This window comes from Pseudomonas sp. B414 (assembly GCF_055408445.1).
Genome location: NZ_JBUZTQ010000022.1, coordinates 22,997 through 38,862, shown reverse-complemented (window position 1 = coordinate 38,862; position 15,866 = coordinate 22,997). Strand labels below are relative to the sequence as shown.

13 protein-coding genes are annotated in these 15,866 nt (G+C 58.3%); 3 read left to right on the top strand and 10 right to left on the bottom strand.

Going from position 1 to position 15,866, the window contains the following annotated elements; genetic code table 11:
* Positions 1 to 214 precede the first annotated feature (214 nt).
* Positions 215 to 568 (top strand): BON domain-containing protein, encoded by a 354-nt coding sequence (locus ACZRMH_RS17725; RefSeq protein ID WP_464014538.1) that lies wholly within the window; start codon positions 215 to 217, stop codon positions 566 to 568.
* 260 nt (positions 569 to 828) lie between these two features.
* Here the strand turns inward: ACZRMH_RS17725 and ACZRMH_RS17720 are convergent, their stop codons facing one another.
* The 3 genes from ACZRMH_RS17720 to ACZRMH_RS17710 all read right to left on the bottom strand — a co-directional run bounded on the left by ACZRMH_RS17720 (position 829) and on the right by ACZRMH_RS17710 (position 5,406).
* Complete coding sequence (locus ACZRMH_RS17720) at positions 829 to 3,744, bottom strand: DUF748 domain-containing protein (RefSeq protein WP_464014537.1); 2,916 nt, start codon at positions 3,742 to 3,744, stop codon at positions 829 to 831.
* A gap of 88 nt (positions 3,745 to 3,832) precedes the next feature.
* Positions 3,833 to 4,846, bottom strand: a complete 1,014-nt coding sequence (locus ACZRMH_RS17715; protein ID WP_464014536.1) for a class I SAM-dependent rRNA methyltransferase — start codon at positions 4,844 to 4,846, stop codon at positions 3,833 to 3,835.
* A gap of 215 nt (positions 4,847 to 5,061) precedes the next feature.
* Complete coding sequence (locus ACZRMH_RS17710) at positions 5,062 to 5,406, bottom strand: winged helix-turn-helix transcriptional regulator (protein ID WP_464014535.1); 345 nt, start codon at positions 5,404 to 5,406, stop codon at positions 5,062 to 5,064.
* Between the two features lie 153 nt (positions 5,407 to 5,559).
* Between ACZRMH_RS17710 and ACZRMH_RS17705 the strand changes: the two genes are divergently transcribed.
* Entirely contained in the window at positions 5,560 to 6,342 is a 783-nt protein-coding gene (locus ACZRMH_RS17705; RefSeq protein WP_464014534.1) for an SDR family oxidoreductase, read from the top strand.
* A gap of 58 nt (positions 6,343 to 6,400) precedes the next feature.
* Positions 6,401 to 6,973 carry a DNA-3-methyladenine glycosylase I gene (locus ACZRMH_RS17700; RefSeq protein ID WP_464014533.1) on the top strand — a complete coding sequence of 191 codons (573 nt, stop codon included), beginning with the start codon at positions 6,401 to 6,403 and terminating at the stop codon, positions 6,971 to 6,973.
* A 60-nt stretch (positions 6,974 to 7,033) separates the two neighbouring features.
* On the opposite strand, the gene ACZRMH_RS17695 is transcribed toward ACZRMH_RS17700, so the two are convergent.
* The 7 genes from ACZRMH_RS17695 to ACZRMH_RS17665 all read right to left on the bottom strand — a co-directional run bounded on the left by ACZRMH_RS17695 (position 7,034) and on the right by ACZRMH_RS17665 (position 15,850).
* Positions 7,034 to 7,903, bottom strand: a complete 870-nt coding sequence (locus tag ACZRMH_RS17695) for an oxygenase MpaB family protein (protein ID WP_464014532.1) — start codon at positions 7,901 to 7,903, stop codon at positions 7,034 to 7,036.
* Positions 7,904 to 7,950: 47 nt separating this feature from the next.
* Positions 7,951 to 9,615 (bottom strand): glucose-6-phosphate isomerase, encoded by a 1,665-nt coding sequence (gene pgi / locus ACZRMH_RS17690; RefSeq protein WP_464014531.1) that lies wholly within the window; start codon positions 9,613 to 9,615, stop codon positions 7,951 to 7,953.
* 261 nt (positions 9,616 to 9,876) lie between these two features.
* Complete coding sequence (gene panC / locus ACZRMH_RS17685) at positions 9,877 to 10,737, bottom strand: pantoate--beta-alanine ligase (protein WP_464014530.1); 861 nt, start codon at positions 10,735 to 10,737, stop codon at positions 9,877 to 9,879.
* Positions 10,734 to 11,534 (bottom strand): 3-methyl-2-oxobutanoate hydroxymethyltransferase, encoded by an 801-nt coding sequence (gene panB, locus ACZRMH_RS17680; RefSeq protein WP_464014529.1) that lies wholly within the window; start codon positions 11,532 to 11,534, stop codon positions 10,734 to 10,736. The genes panC and panB overlap by 4 nt, the downstream gene beginning before the upstream one ends.
* 222 nt (positions 11,535 to 11,756) lie before the next feature.
* Positions 11,757 to 12,239, bottom strand: a complete 483-nt coding sequence (gene folK, locus ACZRMH_RS17675; RefSeq protein ID WP_464014528.1) for a 2-amino-4-hydroxy-6-hydroxymethyldihydropteridine diphosphokinase — start codon at positions 12,237 to 12,239, stop codon at positions 11,757 to 11,759.
* A gap of 3 nt (positions 12,240 to 12,242) precedes the next feature.
* A complete protein-coding gene (locus ACZRMH_RS17670) occupies positions 12,243 to 13,637 on the bottom strand; it encodes a polynucleotide adenylyltransferase PcnB (protein ID WP_464014527.1) in 1,395 nt (464 codons plus the stop codon).
* A 779-nt stretch (positions 13,638 to 14,416) separates the two neighbouring features.
* On the bottom strand, positions 14,417 to 15,850 hold the full coding sequence (locus ACZRMH_RS17665; RefSeq protein WP_464014526.1) for a sigma-54-dependent transcriptional regulator: 1,434 nt from the start codon (positions 15,848 to 15,850) through the stop codon (positions 14,417 to 14,419).
* Positions 15,851 to 15,866 lie beyond the last annotated feature (16 nt).

Sequence of the window (15,866 nt, the reverse complement as noted above, 5' to 3'; positions counted from 1 at the left end):
ATGGGCGATTGGCCATGAGCGCAAAGCCGCAACTTGCATGCAGTTTTGCCCGGGGTCATGCATTCTGCACGATCGATTTATTTTGAAGTATTTATAAGTCTTTGATTTATATGGTTTTATTTGTTTTAAAAAGTTGGCACGGGCCCTGCAATAGTACAGATAACCCTGCAGCCAGAAGACGGCGCAGATTTTGAAGAAGACAGGAGTTACTCGTATGAAGAAGTTCGCTATCGCTGCCGCAACTGCCACCGCTCTGACCCTGACCATGGCCAACGCTGCATTTGCCGCCCAAGCGACTACCCAGGCACCAATGGTAGTGGCTGCCGGCGAAGTAACCAAAGCCAAGGAAGCTACTTCTGATACCTGGATCACTACCAAGGTAAAAGCGGATCTTGTGACTGAAAAAGGCATTCCAGGCACGGACATCAAGGTTGAAACCAACAAAGGCGTTGTTTCCCTTTCCTCGATGGTCCCGGTGACTGAAACGCAAAAAGACATTGCTGTAGCCATCGCCAAAAAGATCAAAGGCGTTAAAGCTGTATCGGCTGACGGTCTGAAAGCGGAATAAACCCCTTACTCGGTGAACCGGGGGAAATAAAAGCTGGCAGATGATTCAAGCAGTACGCCTGCTGGCTTTTACACAAGGTTCATGCGACGGCCACAGGGATGTGGCCATTACAGCCCCCGGCGTTTTGCGTCGGGGGCTGTTCTATTTGGGTCATAGAAACCCGGTGGGAGCGTGGCTTGCCCGCGATGGCCTCACCGCGGTTGGGCTTCCAGGTCGCGCCGACTGCATCGCGAGCAAGCCCGCTCCCACAGAGTTCTGGTTTATTCGCTATCCAGATGCAGCGGCGAGATCACCCGGCCATCACTCTCGGCTTCACCCAGGGTGGCATCAATAAAGTACACGCGCTCATCCGCCAGCCCGCCCTTGTCTACCAGGTAGTCCTTGATGCTGCTTGCACGGTCCTGGCCGAGTTGACGCAACAGCACTTCGCTTTTGCTCCAGAAGTCGATCAGTGCATCGCTCATCTTGGCTGCGCGCTCATCACGGCTCAGGTCTTTCCATTCGGCAGGTGGCTGCTGTTTGAGGCGCGTGCGGTAGATGCCTTCAAGTAACGGGCCTTTCTCGTCGTCCGGTACGGTAAGCAAGCCGGCCTTGGCAGGTACCTTGTCGCCACGGCGCTGCAGGATCTTGTAGTAGGTGTACTGGTATTCGCGCTCCAGACGTTCCTTGGCAATCAAGGGGCCATCGCTGCTCTGTGCAGCCGTACCTTCGATTTCCAGACGCAGGGCCGGGCGTTCTTTCAGTGCCTGGGCCAATGTAGTCAGCGCTTTTTGCGCCTCAGGGCTTAGCTCGCTTGATCCTGGCGCGAATGCCACCGTGCCCAGATCCTCGGCGCCACCGCCGTTGATCAGCCCGCCAATGAACTTGAAGGGGGCCTGCGCGGCACGCAATACCAGGTTGCGCACGGTCTGCCAGATAATCGGCATCACGCTGAATTGCGGGTTGTTCAGGTCGCCGCTGATCGGCAGTTCGATGGAAATCTTGCCGTCAGTGTCCTTGAGCAAGGCAATGGCCAGTTTGATCGGAAGATCCACCGCATCCGGGCTGTCGACCTTCTCTCCCAGTTGCAGTTGCTCGACCACCAGTTTGTTCTCGGCCTTGAGCTGGCCGTTGGTGATCAGGTAATGCAGATCGAGGTTAAGCCGGCCCTTGCGGATGCGATAGCCGGCAAACTTGCCGGAATAGGGGGTCAGGGTTGTCAGCTCGACACGTTTGAAGCTGGTGGCGATATCCAGGCTGGCCATCGGGTCAAACGGGTTGACGCTGCCCTTGATGGTCACCGGCGCATAACGGTCGACCTTGCCCGCGATATTCACCGGGGCAGGTTTGGGGTTACGGCTGTCGATGGTGCCGATCAGACCGTTGAGCTGTTGCACCGCGGTTTGAAAGTTGGGTGTCAGGCTGAAGTCGGCAAAGTTGGCCGAGCCATCGTTGATCGCGATGGCGCCAATATGAATACCCAGCGGTTTGTCCTTGCTGGCGGTGCTTTTGGCAGCCGTACTGCCAGCAGGTTGCGGGATCAGCAGGTCATCGATATTGGTGGTGCGGTCATCGTTGATCATGAAGCGCACATAGGGCTTTTCGAAATTGACCCGGGCAAGGGACAGGCTGTCGCCGTGCTGGTATTTCACATCCTCCAGCACCAGTTTTTGCCACTTGAGGAAATCGCGGTTTTTCAGGGTGTCCAATGTGTGCAGTTGATCGACCTGGGCGCGACCTGCCACGGTAAAAGCCAGTGGCTCAGTGCTTTTCAGGTCCACTGCCAGATCGCTGCCGAGCATGCCACTACGCAGCTCAAGGCGGATAAACGGGTCGATATAGGCTTGGGCAATACGCAGGTCGATGTCTTTGCTGGTGACCTTGAGCCTGGCGCTTACCGGGCTCAGGTTGACGTCGCCGCTGGCAGTCAGCTTGCCTTGCTTGCCCACACCGGTATCGAGGTTGAGGGTGAAGGGAGAGCGGTTGAGGCTGTCGAAGTTTTTCAGGTTCAGGTTCAGCGGGCCGATATCCAGCGCCACCGGGGTTTTCGGCTCTTTATCGGCCAGGTGTACGCGATAGTCACGCAGGTCAACGTCCTTGAGCAGCACTTCCCATGGTTTGCCGGGTGCCACGGGGGCGGCTTTTGGCGCTTCAACGGTCACCACTTCGTCGGTTTTGGCCGACGCTTTTTTCGGTTGACTGGCAAACAGTTTTTGCCAGTCAAACTGGCCGTCTTTTTCACGGGCGGCCCAGGTTTCGAGGTTCTGGCTGTTGATCTTGCCGACTACTACTTGCTGCTTGGCCAGATCGACGCTGGTGTCGCTGATATCAAGGCGCTCCAGGCGCACCAGCGGGCGCCCGTCCGGGGCGTTGATTTTCAGCGGGGCGATGCTGGCCGAGGCATTGCTCAGGACCATCTCGGTTTCTTTGGACAGGTTGAGGCTGTAGTCGGTGCTGAAGTTCAGCACGCCATCTTCCAGTGCCAGCGGCAACGCATCACGTACATAAGGCCACCAGACTTTCATCTTGCCGTCGGTGACTTTCAGTTTGCCGGTGGAGGTGATGGGGACCAGGCTCAGGGTGCCGGTCCAGTCAATACGCCCACCAGCAGGGCCGGCGGCCACCAGGGTCATATCGGCATTGTCATCGGGCAGGGTGCTGAGGTTTTTCAGCTCAAGGTCCATTGAGTCATAGAGGAATTCGATGGGTTCGCCGGGGCGCATATCGGTGAAGTGCAGGTAGCCGTCTGCCAGCTTGATGTTGTCGATACGCAGCGGGAACGGCTTGCTCTCGGGATCGCTCGGGGTTGGCTCGCTGGCAGGCAGCTTGAATAGCTGGGTCAGGTTGAGCGTACCGTCCTTGTTGAACAGCAACTCGGTCTTGGGCTTGTCCAGCTGCACATCGGCCAGGTGCAGGGCTTTTGTCCACAGGCTGTCGGCTTGCAGATTGGTATATAGCCGTTCAAATCCGACCTGTTCCTTGCCCGGCTCGCCGACTCTGAACCCCCACAAGGTCAGTTCCAGGCTGAAGGGGTTGAACTCCAGCCGGTCGAGTCTGGCGGGCACCGTGGCGTGGTTGGCCAGTTGCTGGTTGATGATGCGCAGGCCAACGCCCGGCAAGATCAGGAAGCCAAGCACGCTGTAAAGTGCGATAGCAATCAGCACGGCGCCGAGGGCGCGGATCAATCCTTTGAGCATGTGGGGCGTCGTCTATAGCAGTCGGAAGTGCCTTGGAGTATGGCACGCGTTTCTGGTTCCGAGACGAACGCCGTATTTAGAGAATGGATTAAAACTGAAGGATCAAGGTTTTCAGCGGAGGCTGCTGATCCATGGACGGGAAATCGCTGGCCGGGGCCATGACTTGCCAGTCGCGGACCGGGCGTCCGGCTTTCTCTGCACAGCGCAACACCTGCTCGCGCCAGTCGTCCATGCTGACCTTTGCCAGGTTGTTGCAGCAGATCAGCACACCGTCCGGTGCGGTGGTCAGTACGGCAGGCTTGAGCAGGCTTTGGTAGTCGCGCAGCAGATCGACTGTACCGAATGCGCTCTTGGCCCAGGCTGGCGGGTCAAGCAACACCAGATCGTATTCACGCTGATCCATGCGCGGGTAGGCGGGCAGCTTGTGGCGGCGCTGGATAATTGGCAAACCGGCCAGTTGGCGGATGGCCGCAAAATAATCCGACTGCACAAACTTCATCTTCGGCAGTTCAGGGTTGAGCAGGCCGTTTTCGCGACCGACTGCCAGATTGCCTTCGGCGAAGTCGAGGTTACAGACTTCACTGGCGCCACCCGCAGCAGCGCTCAGGCCTACGCCGCAGGTGTAGGAGAACAGATTGAGTACGCTTTTGCCGGCGCTGTGCTGCTTGACCCAGCCCCGGGCGTTACGCAGGTCGAGAAACAGCAGCGGGTCTTGCCCGGCATGGCGCCCGCGCACACGGTACTTCAGGCCCCATTCGTGGCCGACGGTGTCTGCCAGTGCTGCTTCATCGGCGCGGTATACGGTGTCTTCGCGGTCAATGCGCGAATTGCCCTGGGAGCGGTCGTTGTAGACCAGCATCAGGTCGAGGCCCAGGTGATGATTGATGGCTGCGTGCAGTTGCAGCAAGTCATCACGTTCCAGGCGTTGATGAAAGCTTTGCACCAGCAGCTGCGGGCCGTAACGGTCGATAGTCAGGCCGCCGGCGCCTTCCTGGCTGCCGTGGAACAGGCGATAGCAGTCGGTGCCCTGGGCATGCAGCTCGGCCAGCAAGTCATGACGGTTATCGAGGGCGGCGCGCAGCGCCTGATTCAAGGAAGACATGCGAGGCGCCTTGGGGGATGGATAAGGCGCGGCAGTTTAACAGAACAGGCCAGGTTATTCGTGAAGCTGCGCTCGACGTGATGCGGCGCGCTGCGCAGTTGTCGTAAACCCTGGGTGTGCGATGTATCTGAAGCACCATGGCTGATTGGTTTTACGACTGCTGCGCAGCCGGACGTAGCCTCGCACTGCTCGTCAACTGCTACAGGGCTTGGTTTTTAGACGTTAACCTCTGTGAGTTCGTCGCGCAGTGCAGCCCATTTCAGCAAGGCATCAAGCGCCGGGCAAATGGCCTGGCCCCAATCGGTTAAACCATATTCGACCTTCGGCGGCACCTGATGGTGGACGATCCGCCGCACAACGCCATCAGTCTCCATTTGACGAAGCTGCTGGATCAGCATTTTCTGTGTGATAGCCGGGATTGCTCTTTCGAGTTCGGAGAATCGCAGCAACTTGCCCCCGAACAGATGGAACAGGATTACCAGCTTCCACTTTCCTTCAAGAATCTTGAGCGCCTGCTCAACGCCATCGGCGGCCGTGGTGGGTGTCCATTCTTTTTCCATACTTTTTAGTGAGTACCTTACTTTATTGTGCGTACTTGCGGCTCGGGGAGCTTAACCATAGTCTTTTAGCGGATCAATGCAGATTGCATAACGCGATCAGATCAATCACGAAGGAGCTATCTACATGTTTAAGACTCTACCGGAGATCACGCTGTGAGTTTCAATCTTGAACTGACGGGGCGCAGAGCGCTGGTAACAGGCGGCACCATGGGTGTGGGGGCTGCAGTCGTCGAATCCCTGCGCAATGCGGGAGTGACGGTCGTTGCTACGGCACGTTCCGTTCCCGACACAGCTCCAGACGGTGTCATCTATATCGCCGCCGATCTGATGACGGCAGGAGGATGCCGGGCCGTCGCAGATGATGTACTTGCCCGTCTGGGCGGCATCGATTTCGTTATCAACGTCCTTGGCGGATCGAGTGCACCGGGCGGCGGGTTTGCGGCCCTTGACGACGGTGAGTGGGAGGCTGCGATCAATCAGAATTTGATGGCTGCCGTGCGCCTCGACAGAGCATTGCTCCCATCAATGATTGAACAGGGATCAGGTGTTGTCATTCATGTCACATCCATACAGCACGAACTGCCATTGCCGGAGTCGACTACCGCCTATGCGGCTGCGAAGGCAGCATTGTCCACCTACAGCAAAAGTCTGTCGAAGGAAGTGACCCCCAAAGGCATACGCGTGGTACGGGTCTCTCCAGGCTGGGTTGAGACAGAGGCTGCTGTTCGGCTTGCCGAGAGGCTCGCGCAAAATGCCGGGACAGATTATGAAGGCGGGAAGAAGATCATCATGGACGCGCTGGGCGGCATTCCGCTTGGACGGCCAGCCCGGCCTCAAGAGGTCGCCGACCTGATCACATTCCTGGTTTCACCGCGAGCTGCATCGATCACCGGCACGGAATATGTGATTGATGGCGGAACTGTACCCACCGCCTGACGCTGTACAGCGTGCTGACCAGCAGCAGTGGAAGACAGGTATTAATGAGTGATGAAAGATGAATGATGAAAAAGGATGCCGCTGTGAATGGGCTGAACACGATCCATTGATGCGGGCCTATCACGACACGGAGTGGGGCGTTCCGATCCGTGATTCGCGCTTGCTGTGGGAGACACTGATGCTGGAAGGATTTCAGGCCGGTTTGGCCTGGATCATCGTGCTTCGAAAGCGCGAAGCCTTTCGCAAAGCCTTCTCCTGCTTTGATCCGGTCAGCGTTGCAGGTTTCGGCGAACAGGACGTTCTGCGTCTTATGGCCGACCCCGGCATCATTCGGGCCAGGGCGAAGATAGAGGCCACCATTCGGGGGGCACAGATTTATTGCGAAATGGAAGCCCGGGGTGAAAGCTTCAGCGACTTCTGCTGGTCGTTCACCGGAGGGCTCCCGATCCAGGGCGATGGTCAAAGCTGGATTGCAACCTCAGCACTTTCCGAGCTCATCTCGAAGGAGTTCAAGCGTAAAGGATTCAAGTTCGTCGGTCCGACCATCACCTATGCGTGGATGCAGGCGGTGGGCATCGTCAATGATCACTCAAGCAATTGCTTGCGAAGGGAGCAGGTAAGGCACCTGTAATCTTAATATGGGAGTGGCGGTGCGACGATTCGACTTGCCCGCGATGGCAGCGCCCCGGTTTCAGCCCAGGCCCATACGCCGCCGCGCCCGCTGCACCGAGCCATTGCGCACAGCCCAGCGCAATATTGGTGCGGTACTGTTTACCCCGGCGCGTATCAGCTTGCGCTCCAGCGGGCGTTGATGCAGCCCCAGTTGATCGCTGGCCCAGTCGGGCAGCAAGTCAATTCCGGCCTGCATCATCAGCGCGCCAAAAGGCTTGGCCAGCAGGCTTGGGGCGGGGGCGTTGAGCAGCAGGCGAATGACTTCATGGCTGCGTTCATCGCACAGTAACTGTGGGCGAATGCCTTCGAGGTAGTCGGCAATCTGCTGACGGCAACGCGGCACATTGGTAGCGCCCAGCCGTTCAGCGATCAGGGCGATTTCGGCGTAGTAACGGTCCTGATCGGCGCCGGACAAATGCGGGTTGCGATAGCGCAGGTGGGCGGCGAGAAAATTGCTGACTTCGGCCACATGCACCCACGTCAGCAACTCGGGATCACTGGCTGCATAGGGGCGGCCATCGAGGCCGGTGCCGGTGACTTGCAGGTGGATGGTGCGCACTTTGTCGATCAGCCAGTTGGCATCGCCAGTGGCGCCGAAAGTAGTACCTGAGATGAACTGCCCGGTGCGGCGTAGCCGACCCAGCATGTCCTGTCTGAAATTGGAGTGGTCCCACACCCCGGCCAGGGCCAGTGGGTGCAAGGCTTGCAGCATCAAGGCGCTGATGCCGCCAATCAGCATGCTGGTGAAATCACCGTGTACCTGCCAACTGATGGAGTCCGGGCCAAACAGGCCGGGGTCGCCCTTGGGGTTTTCGAGGTCGAGCTGGCCGAGTGAAAGTCCGGTCAGGCTCATGATCTGGCGTTCGATGGGGCGGCGAATGAGTTCCATGAAACCTCGGTTGTGCCGGCCAGTCGCAGGGACTGGCCGGCTATCAATCAACCGCGATGACGGCCGCGGAAGTAGTTGATCAGACCTTGGGTGGATGCATCGTCGGCAGGTTCTTCCTGGCTGCCGGTCAGGCGGTTGTAAACACCTTTGCCCAGCTCCTTGCCCAGTTCAACGCCCCATTGGTCGAAGGCGTTGATGCCCCAGATCACGCTTTGCACGAAAACCTTGTGCTCGTAAAGCGCAACCAGTGCGCCCAGACGGCGCGGGCTGATGCGCTCAACCACCAGGGTGTTACTCGGACGGTTGCCCGGGATCACCTTGTGTGGGGCCAGCTTCTGTACTTCTTCTTCGCTCATGCCTTTGTCGCGCAATTCAGCTTCGGCTTCTTCGCGGGTTTTACCCAGCATCAGCGCCTGGCTTTGCGACAGGCAGTTGGCGTACAGCCACTGATGGTGATCGGCTACCGGGTTGAAGCTGACAATCGGCACGATAAAGTCGGCCGGGATCAGTTGGGTACCTTGATGCAGCAACTGGTGATAGGCGTGCTGACCGTTGCAGCCCACACCGCCCCAGATCACCGGGCCAGTATCGGTGGACACCGGGGTGCCGTCCTGGCGCACGCTCTTGCCGTTGGATTCCATGTCCAACTGTTGCAAGTGCTTGGTGATGTTGCGCAGGTAGTGGTCGTACGGCAGGATCGCGTGGCTTTGCGAGCCCCAGAAGTTGCCGTACCACACCCCCAGTGCGGCCATCAGCACCGGCATGTTCTGTTCGAACGGAGCGGTCTGGAAGTGCTGGTCCATGCTGTAGGCACCGGACAGCAGTTCCTTGAAGTTCGACATGCCGATGGCCAGGGCAATTGGCAAGCCAATGGCCGACCACAGCGAGTAACGCCCGCCAACCCAGTCCCACATCGGGAAGATGTTCTCTTCACGGATACCGAAGGCCACGGCTGCTGCATTGTTGCTCGATACAGCGATAAAGTGGCGATGCAGTTCTGCTTCCGAACCACCCTGGGCCAGGTACCAGGCGCGTGCCGCCTGCGCGTTTTTCAGGGTTTCGAGGGTATTGAAGGATTTCGACGAAACGATAAACAACGTGGTTTCAGCACGCAGTTTTGCGGTCAGCTCATGGAACTCGCTGCCATCGATATTCGCCAGGTAATGGCAGCGCACACCTTTTTGGGCATAGGACAACAGCGCTTCAGACACCAGTTCCGGGCCCAGGAACGAGCCGCCAATACCAATGTTGACGATATCGGTGATCGGCTTTTCGGTGTAACCGCGCCACAGGCCGTCGTGAATCCGCCCGACCAGCTCGGTCATCTGGTTCAGGACTTTATGCACCTCGGGCATGATGTTCACGCCGTTGACCGACAGCTTGTCGGCAACCGGGCGGCGCAGCGCGGTGTGCAAGGCCGGGCGACCTTCGGAGGCGTTGACGATTTCGCCGCCAAACAGCGATTTGATCGCGCCTTTGAGGTCGACCTCGTTGGCGAGGTTGACCAGCAGGTCGCGGGTCTCGTTGTTGATCAGGTTTTTCGAGTAGTCCAGAAACAGCCCGCAGCTGCTCAGGGTGAATTCTTCAAAACGCTTCGGGTTGCTGTTAAACGCGTCACGCATGCTGAAATTCTGCATGCCGGCACGGTGGAGTTTCAACGCTTGCCAAGCGGGCAGAGCGGTAACGTCATGAGGAGTGCGGTAGTACGCCATCGCTGCGGATATCCTTTTTGCTTGAACTGCCTTTGGACACTGAAAACACCGACGCCTGGATTTTTTGTTCAGGCGCTCGGTCGGTCTGATTCTGCACGTCAGCTAGAAGCAGGACGATTACAGTAACCTTCGCGCCTGCTTCTGTCTTGGCTTTGTCTGACATCGAGAAGTAACTTTTGTCACAGTTACGTCACAACAGCTGAAACGTTTCAGTGTTTTTTATAGTTTGCGGGTCATTCCGCGGTTCCGCGCAGCGCTCTGTCAGAGCGTGCTGTCGAGATTCAAGTGTACGTTGTCGATCAAGCGGGTGGCTCCCAGGAAGGCTGCGACCAAAATCACGATATCGCGATCGCTGGCCTGTGCCGGGAGCAGGGTTTGCCCCTGACGGACTTCCAGGTAGTCAGGGCGAAAGCCGATGGCTTCGATTTCTGCCAGATGCTGGCGCACCAACGCCGGGTAATCGCGCTCACCGGCTTCAATGGCGCGGGCCATCTCGCTCAGGTGGCGGTACAGGGCTGGCGCCAGGGCACGCTGCTCTTCGCTCAGGTAACCGTTGCGCGAAGACAGGGCCAGGCCATCGTCAGCGCGCACGGTCGGTTCGCTGATGATCTGGATCGGGAAATTGAGGTCGTTGACCATCGCACGAATGACTGCCAACTGCTGGTAGTCCTTTTGCCCGAAGATGGCCAGATCTGGCTGAACCATATTGAACAGCTTGCTGACCACGGTGGTCACGCCATCGAAATGCCCCGGGCGACGGCTGCCGCACAGCTCATTGCTGAGTGTGGCGGCGGTGACGCGGGTCAGGCCGTCCATGCCGTGGGGGTACATTTCTTCAACGGTCGGGGCAAACAGCAGGTCGCAGCCGGCTTGCAGGAGCTTTTCCTGATCGGCCGCCAGCGTGCGCGGGTAGGTATCGAGGTCTTCGTTGGCGCCAAACTGCAGGGGATTGACGAAAATGCTCGCCACAACAAAATCAGCTTGTTGCGCAGCCGTAGTCACCAGAGCGGCGTGACCACTGTGCAGATTGCCCATGGTCGGAACCAGGGCAACCTGTTTGCCTTCGCGGCGTGCACGGGCGATAACGGCGCGCAATTCGCGAACGGTTTTTACTGTGTTCATGCAGAGAATCCGTGTTCGGTAGCAGGAAAGCTGACGGCTTTGACTTCAGCCACATAAGCGCTGAGAGCGGACTGGATATCAGGCTGGCCGGTCATGAAGTTCTTCACGAACTTGGGCACTCGCCCGGTCAGCGAAAGCCCGAGCATGTCGTGCAGTACCAGCACCTGGCCGTCTGTGTCGCTGCCGGCACCGATGCCGATCACCGGGATTTTCACCGCGTGGGTAATTTCTGCGGCCAGTTCGCTCGGCACGCACTCCAGCAGCAGCATGGCCGCGCCTGCTTGCTCCAGAGCAATGGCATCGGCGCGCATCTGGCGGGCCTGGTTTTCGTTGCGGCCCTGCACCTTGTAGCCGCCCAGTACATTGACTGTCTGCGGGGTCAGGCCCATGTGCGCGCAGACCGGGATGCCGCGTTCGGTCATGGCCCGGATTGACTCGGCCAGCCATACGGCGCCTTCGACCTTGACCATATGCGCGCCAGCCTTCATCAGCACGGCGCTGTTGTTCAGGGATTGTTCCAGTGTGGCGTTGGCCATAAAGGCCATGTCCGCGAGAATCAGGGCATCCTGGTTGCCGCGTTTGACGCAGGCCACGTGGTAAGCCATGTCGGCGGTCGTTACAGGCAATGTGCTGTCATGCCCTTGCAGAACCATGCCCAGGGAGTCGCCGACCAGTAACACTTCAACCCCGGCCTGATTGCAGGCGTGGGCGAAGGTGGCGTCATAGCACGTCAGCATGGTGATTTTTTCACCTTTTTGCTTAAGGCTTTGCAGGGTGGTCAGGGTAATAGCTGGCATGAAAAGGATCCTCGTCAGGCAGTGCAAAAACCACTGCGAGTAACGCGTGTGATTCATCGTTATGAACAGGCACACCTTGATAGAGGGCGCTTATAAAGCCTGCTTTTCACATTGCGCCATCCAGTGGATGGCAGCGGGATGCCTATAGTCGTGACGAGGACACTGGAAGTCAATTCCGGGTGTTACCGCAAAGGTGTTACCCGGGTATTGATTCGTTTCAGCTTAAGCGCTGATGCGCTCAAGTCCGATAAATGGGCAATCGGCCAGCAGTTGCGCGAGGGTACGGTCATCGGCAAGTTTCAGCGACGCCGGGGCCAGTTCGGCCAAGGGGTAAAGCACAAAAGGCCGGGCGTGCATGTGGTAATGCGGGACCTTGAGGCGGGGTTCGTCAATCAGGCGATCGCCGAACAGCAGGATATCCAGATCCAGGGTGCGCGGGCCCCAGCGTTCGAGGCGCTCGCGGCCTTGATCAAGCTCGATGGCCTGCAAGGCATCGAGCAGAGCCAAAGGCGCCAGGGTGGTGTCGATGGCGGCTACGGCATTGGTGTAGCGCGGCTGGCCGGGGAGCAGCGAATCGCTTTGATAGAACGCCGAAACCCCGACGAATCGGGAGTCGGGCAATTGCGCCAGTGCCTGGATGGCACTGCGCAATTGATCTGCCGGGTCAGCCAGATTGCTGCCCATGCCAATGTAGACGCGTTCCATCTCTTACTCGTCCGCTGCAGCGCTGCGTTTGCGCTTGGCGCCGCCGGTACGGCGACGTTTGCGTGGCGCAGGGCCGCTGCCGTCATCCTTGGCGTTGCTCAGGTCGCGAATCATGTCGCGGCGACCGCTGTCATTGGCGTCCTGATAATCGGTCCACCATTCGCCCAGGCCGTTGGTCTGCTCGCCTGCGCTTTCGCGCAACAGCAGGAAGTCATAGCCTGCGCGGAAGCGCGGGTTGTCGAGCAGCATGTCGGCGCGCTTGCCGCTGCGACGCGGCAGGCGTTCCTGCATGTCCCAGATCTCGCGGATCGGCATGGTGAAACGTTTAGGAATGGCAATGCGCTGGCATTGCTCGGCGATCAGTTCATGGGCAGCTTCCTGCATGGCAGGAATCGGCGGCATGCCTTGATCTTGCAGGCGCAATACACGGGCCGGCAGGGCTGGCCAGAGCAGGGCGGCAAACAGGAACGCCGGGGTCACCGGTTTGCCCTGCTTGATGCGCAGGTCAGTGTTGCGCAAGGCTTCGCTGATCAGGGTGTGGGTGTACGTCGGGTTGTGTTCCAGTGCTTCGGCGCTGGCCGGGAACAGTGGATCGAACAACTCGAGGTCAACCAGCATCTCGAAAGTGTCTGAAGCGTTACCCGAAAGGAACAGCTTGAGGACTTCTTCGAACAGGCGTGCTGACGGGATCTCGCGCAACATCGGCGCCAGTTCACGAATCGGCTCGGCGGTGTGTTTTTCGATGCCAAAGTTCAGCTTGGCGGCAAAACGCACTGCGCGCAGCATGCGTACCGGGTCTTCCTGGTAACGCTGTTGCGGGTCGCCAATCAGGCGCAGCAGGCGGTTGCGAATGTCGTGTACGCCATTGGCGTAATCAAGAATGCGCTCGCTGACCGGGTCGTAGTACAGGGCATTGACGGTGAAGTCACGACGCTGGGCGTCTTCTTCAAGGGTGCCGTACACGTTGTCGCGCAAGATGCGCCCGCTTTCGTTACGCGAGGACTGGTTGCTGTCTTCCTCTTCGTCGTTTTGCGGGTGATTGGCACGGAAGGTCGCGACTTCAATAATTTCGCGGCCAAAGTGGATATGCACCAATTTGAAACGACGACCGATGATTCGCGCATTGCGAAACTCGGCGCGCACTTGCTCGGGCGTAGCGCTGGTGGCGACGTCAAAGTCTTTTGGCGTGATATTGAGCAGCATGTCGCGTACGCAACCGCCGACCAGATAGGCCTGGTAACCGGCGTTCTGCAGGCGCTCGACGATATTGACCGCGTAGCGGCTGAACTGGGCACGTTGCAGCGAGTGTTGGCTGCTGTTGAGCACTTCAGGGGTGCTGCGCAGTTGTTGCGTACGACGCTTGGGAGAACGGAGTGACTGGAACAGCTTCTTCAGCATGGGATGCACTGTTTGAAGGAATGTTCGGCCAAAACCAAGAATGACCGCATGATGGGCGGGGATTCTAGCATTTAGTCAGGGGATGGTGTAGGACGCATAGCCGCTCTTGCGAGCGAAGCTGCAAGCGGCAAGCAGAAAAAGCGCCAGGAAGGGCGGGCTAGACAGGGTTTGTTAAATTGCAGAAACCACAAGGGGAGCCGAAGCTCCCCCAGAATTAGTTGCGTGCTCTATTTTTATTATTGATTGCGGGCTTTTTGTTTTTGTTAATCGCCCTGGTTGCATAGGTCTTGCCTGTACAACCCTCCCAATCGGGAGATAAGAGCAAACGGATTGCTTTGGTCGCTGTGTTGATGTGATCAATGATCCAACCAGTTCAGGCTCTGCTTTAAGTGCAGTTTTTGTTGTTCTCTGCCTGGTCGTGGGGCAAGCCCCATGTACAACGCCTCTCCAAAACAATCAGTTAGCTGCGCCTCCGCCGTGTTGTTCTTGTTATGCGTGAGCCGATACGTCTTATTTTTATTGTGTGTTGCTGTGATTCTTATTGTTCTTGTACGGATACATATAGCAGGGCTCGTGCCAACTTTTGCGTGGCCCAGCAAAATAAGGGTTTTTTCGGGTTTTCGCTGTTTTCAGGGCAAAAAAAAGCCGGGTCATCGTTACCGTAAGACCCGGCTTTTGTTACGTGATTTAACTGAGGTAACAGTTTTTTCACATTTTGCAGTGTTACCTAGGGTCTGTTGACCCAGCGACGCGGCTCACAACGAAACGTCAACAGACCCCTAGCCTTCGCTTGGCACACCGGTCTTGCGCCGCGGGATGCCCAGGCGCTGGCGCCGCTCCCACAGGCACTTGCGGCTGACCCCCAGTTTGCGGGCCAGCTCGGTCTCGGTCATGTGGTCCTGATGCTCAAGCACAAAGTGCTGGAAGTAGTCTTCCAGTGACAGGTCCTCGGTAGGGTCAAGGCTGGTGTTACCGTTGACAATGCTCTGCTGCGGGGCCAGACCGATAAAGTCATCGTCCTGCAGGTCGCTCAGTTCAATATCGATACCCAGCAGTTCTGCGGAGATTTCCGGGCTTTCGCACAGGATTACCGCACGCTCGACTGCGTTTTCCAGTTCACGAACGTTACCCGGCCATGAGTAGTGGCTGATTGCACGTTCGGCATCGGGGGCGAATTTGAGATCGGTGCGACCCACGCGGGCGCTTTGGCGGGCCAGGAATGCCTGGGCGATTTCGAGGACATCGGCGCCACGCTCGCGCAAGGCCGGCAGCTTGAGTGCGATAACGTGCAGGCGGTAGAACAAGTCTTCGCGGAACTGACCCACCTTGGCCAGGCTTTTAAGGTCACGGTGCGTCGCGGCAATCAGGCGCACATCCACCTTTTGCGACTGCACGGAGCCTACACGGCGAATCTCGCCTTCCTGCAGCACGCGCAGCAGACGGGCTTGCGCCTCAAGGGGCAGTTCGCCGATTTCATCGAGGAACAGCGTACCGCCATCGGCCGCTTCAACCAGACCGGCACGGCCCGCGCTGGCGCCGGTAAACGCACCTTTTTCGTGGCCGAACAGTTCGGACTCGATCAGTGATTCCGGGATGGCTGCGCAGTTGACCGAAATCATCGGTGCCTTGGCCCGTCGGGACAGGTTGTGCAGGGCGCGTGCGACCAGCTCTTTACCGGTGCCGGACTCGCCCTGGATCAATACATTGGAGTCGGTTGGCGCCACTTTGCGGATCTTGCTGTACATATCCAGCATCGGCGGGCAGGAACCAATGATGCCGATTTCACCGTTGCTGTTATCCACAGCACTTTTGTCGGCGATGCCTGCTTTGGCCGGGCGCTCGGCTGGCACGCTCTGGGCGTTTTGCCGGTCACGCAGGATGCGCGCCACCGCCTGCAGCATTTCGTCGTGATCGAAGGGTTTGGCGATGTAGTCCACAGCGCCCATTTTCATCGAGTCGACGGCCGAGCGCAGGCTGGCATAGCTGGTCATGATCAGCACCGGCTTGCCCTGGCCGAGCTTGATCAGCTCGGTGCCCGGCGCGCCTGGCAAGCGCAGGTCGCTGACGATCAGGTCGAACGAGGGGATGCTGAAACGCTCCTGTGCTTCTTGCACCGAGCCAGCCTCGCTGACCTGGTACTGATTACGCTCCAGTAAACGGCGTAACGCGGAGCGGATGATGGTTTCATCTTCGACGATCAAAATATGCGGCATTGATTCAGTTCTCTCG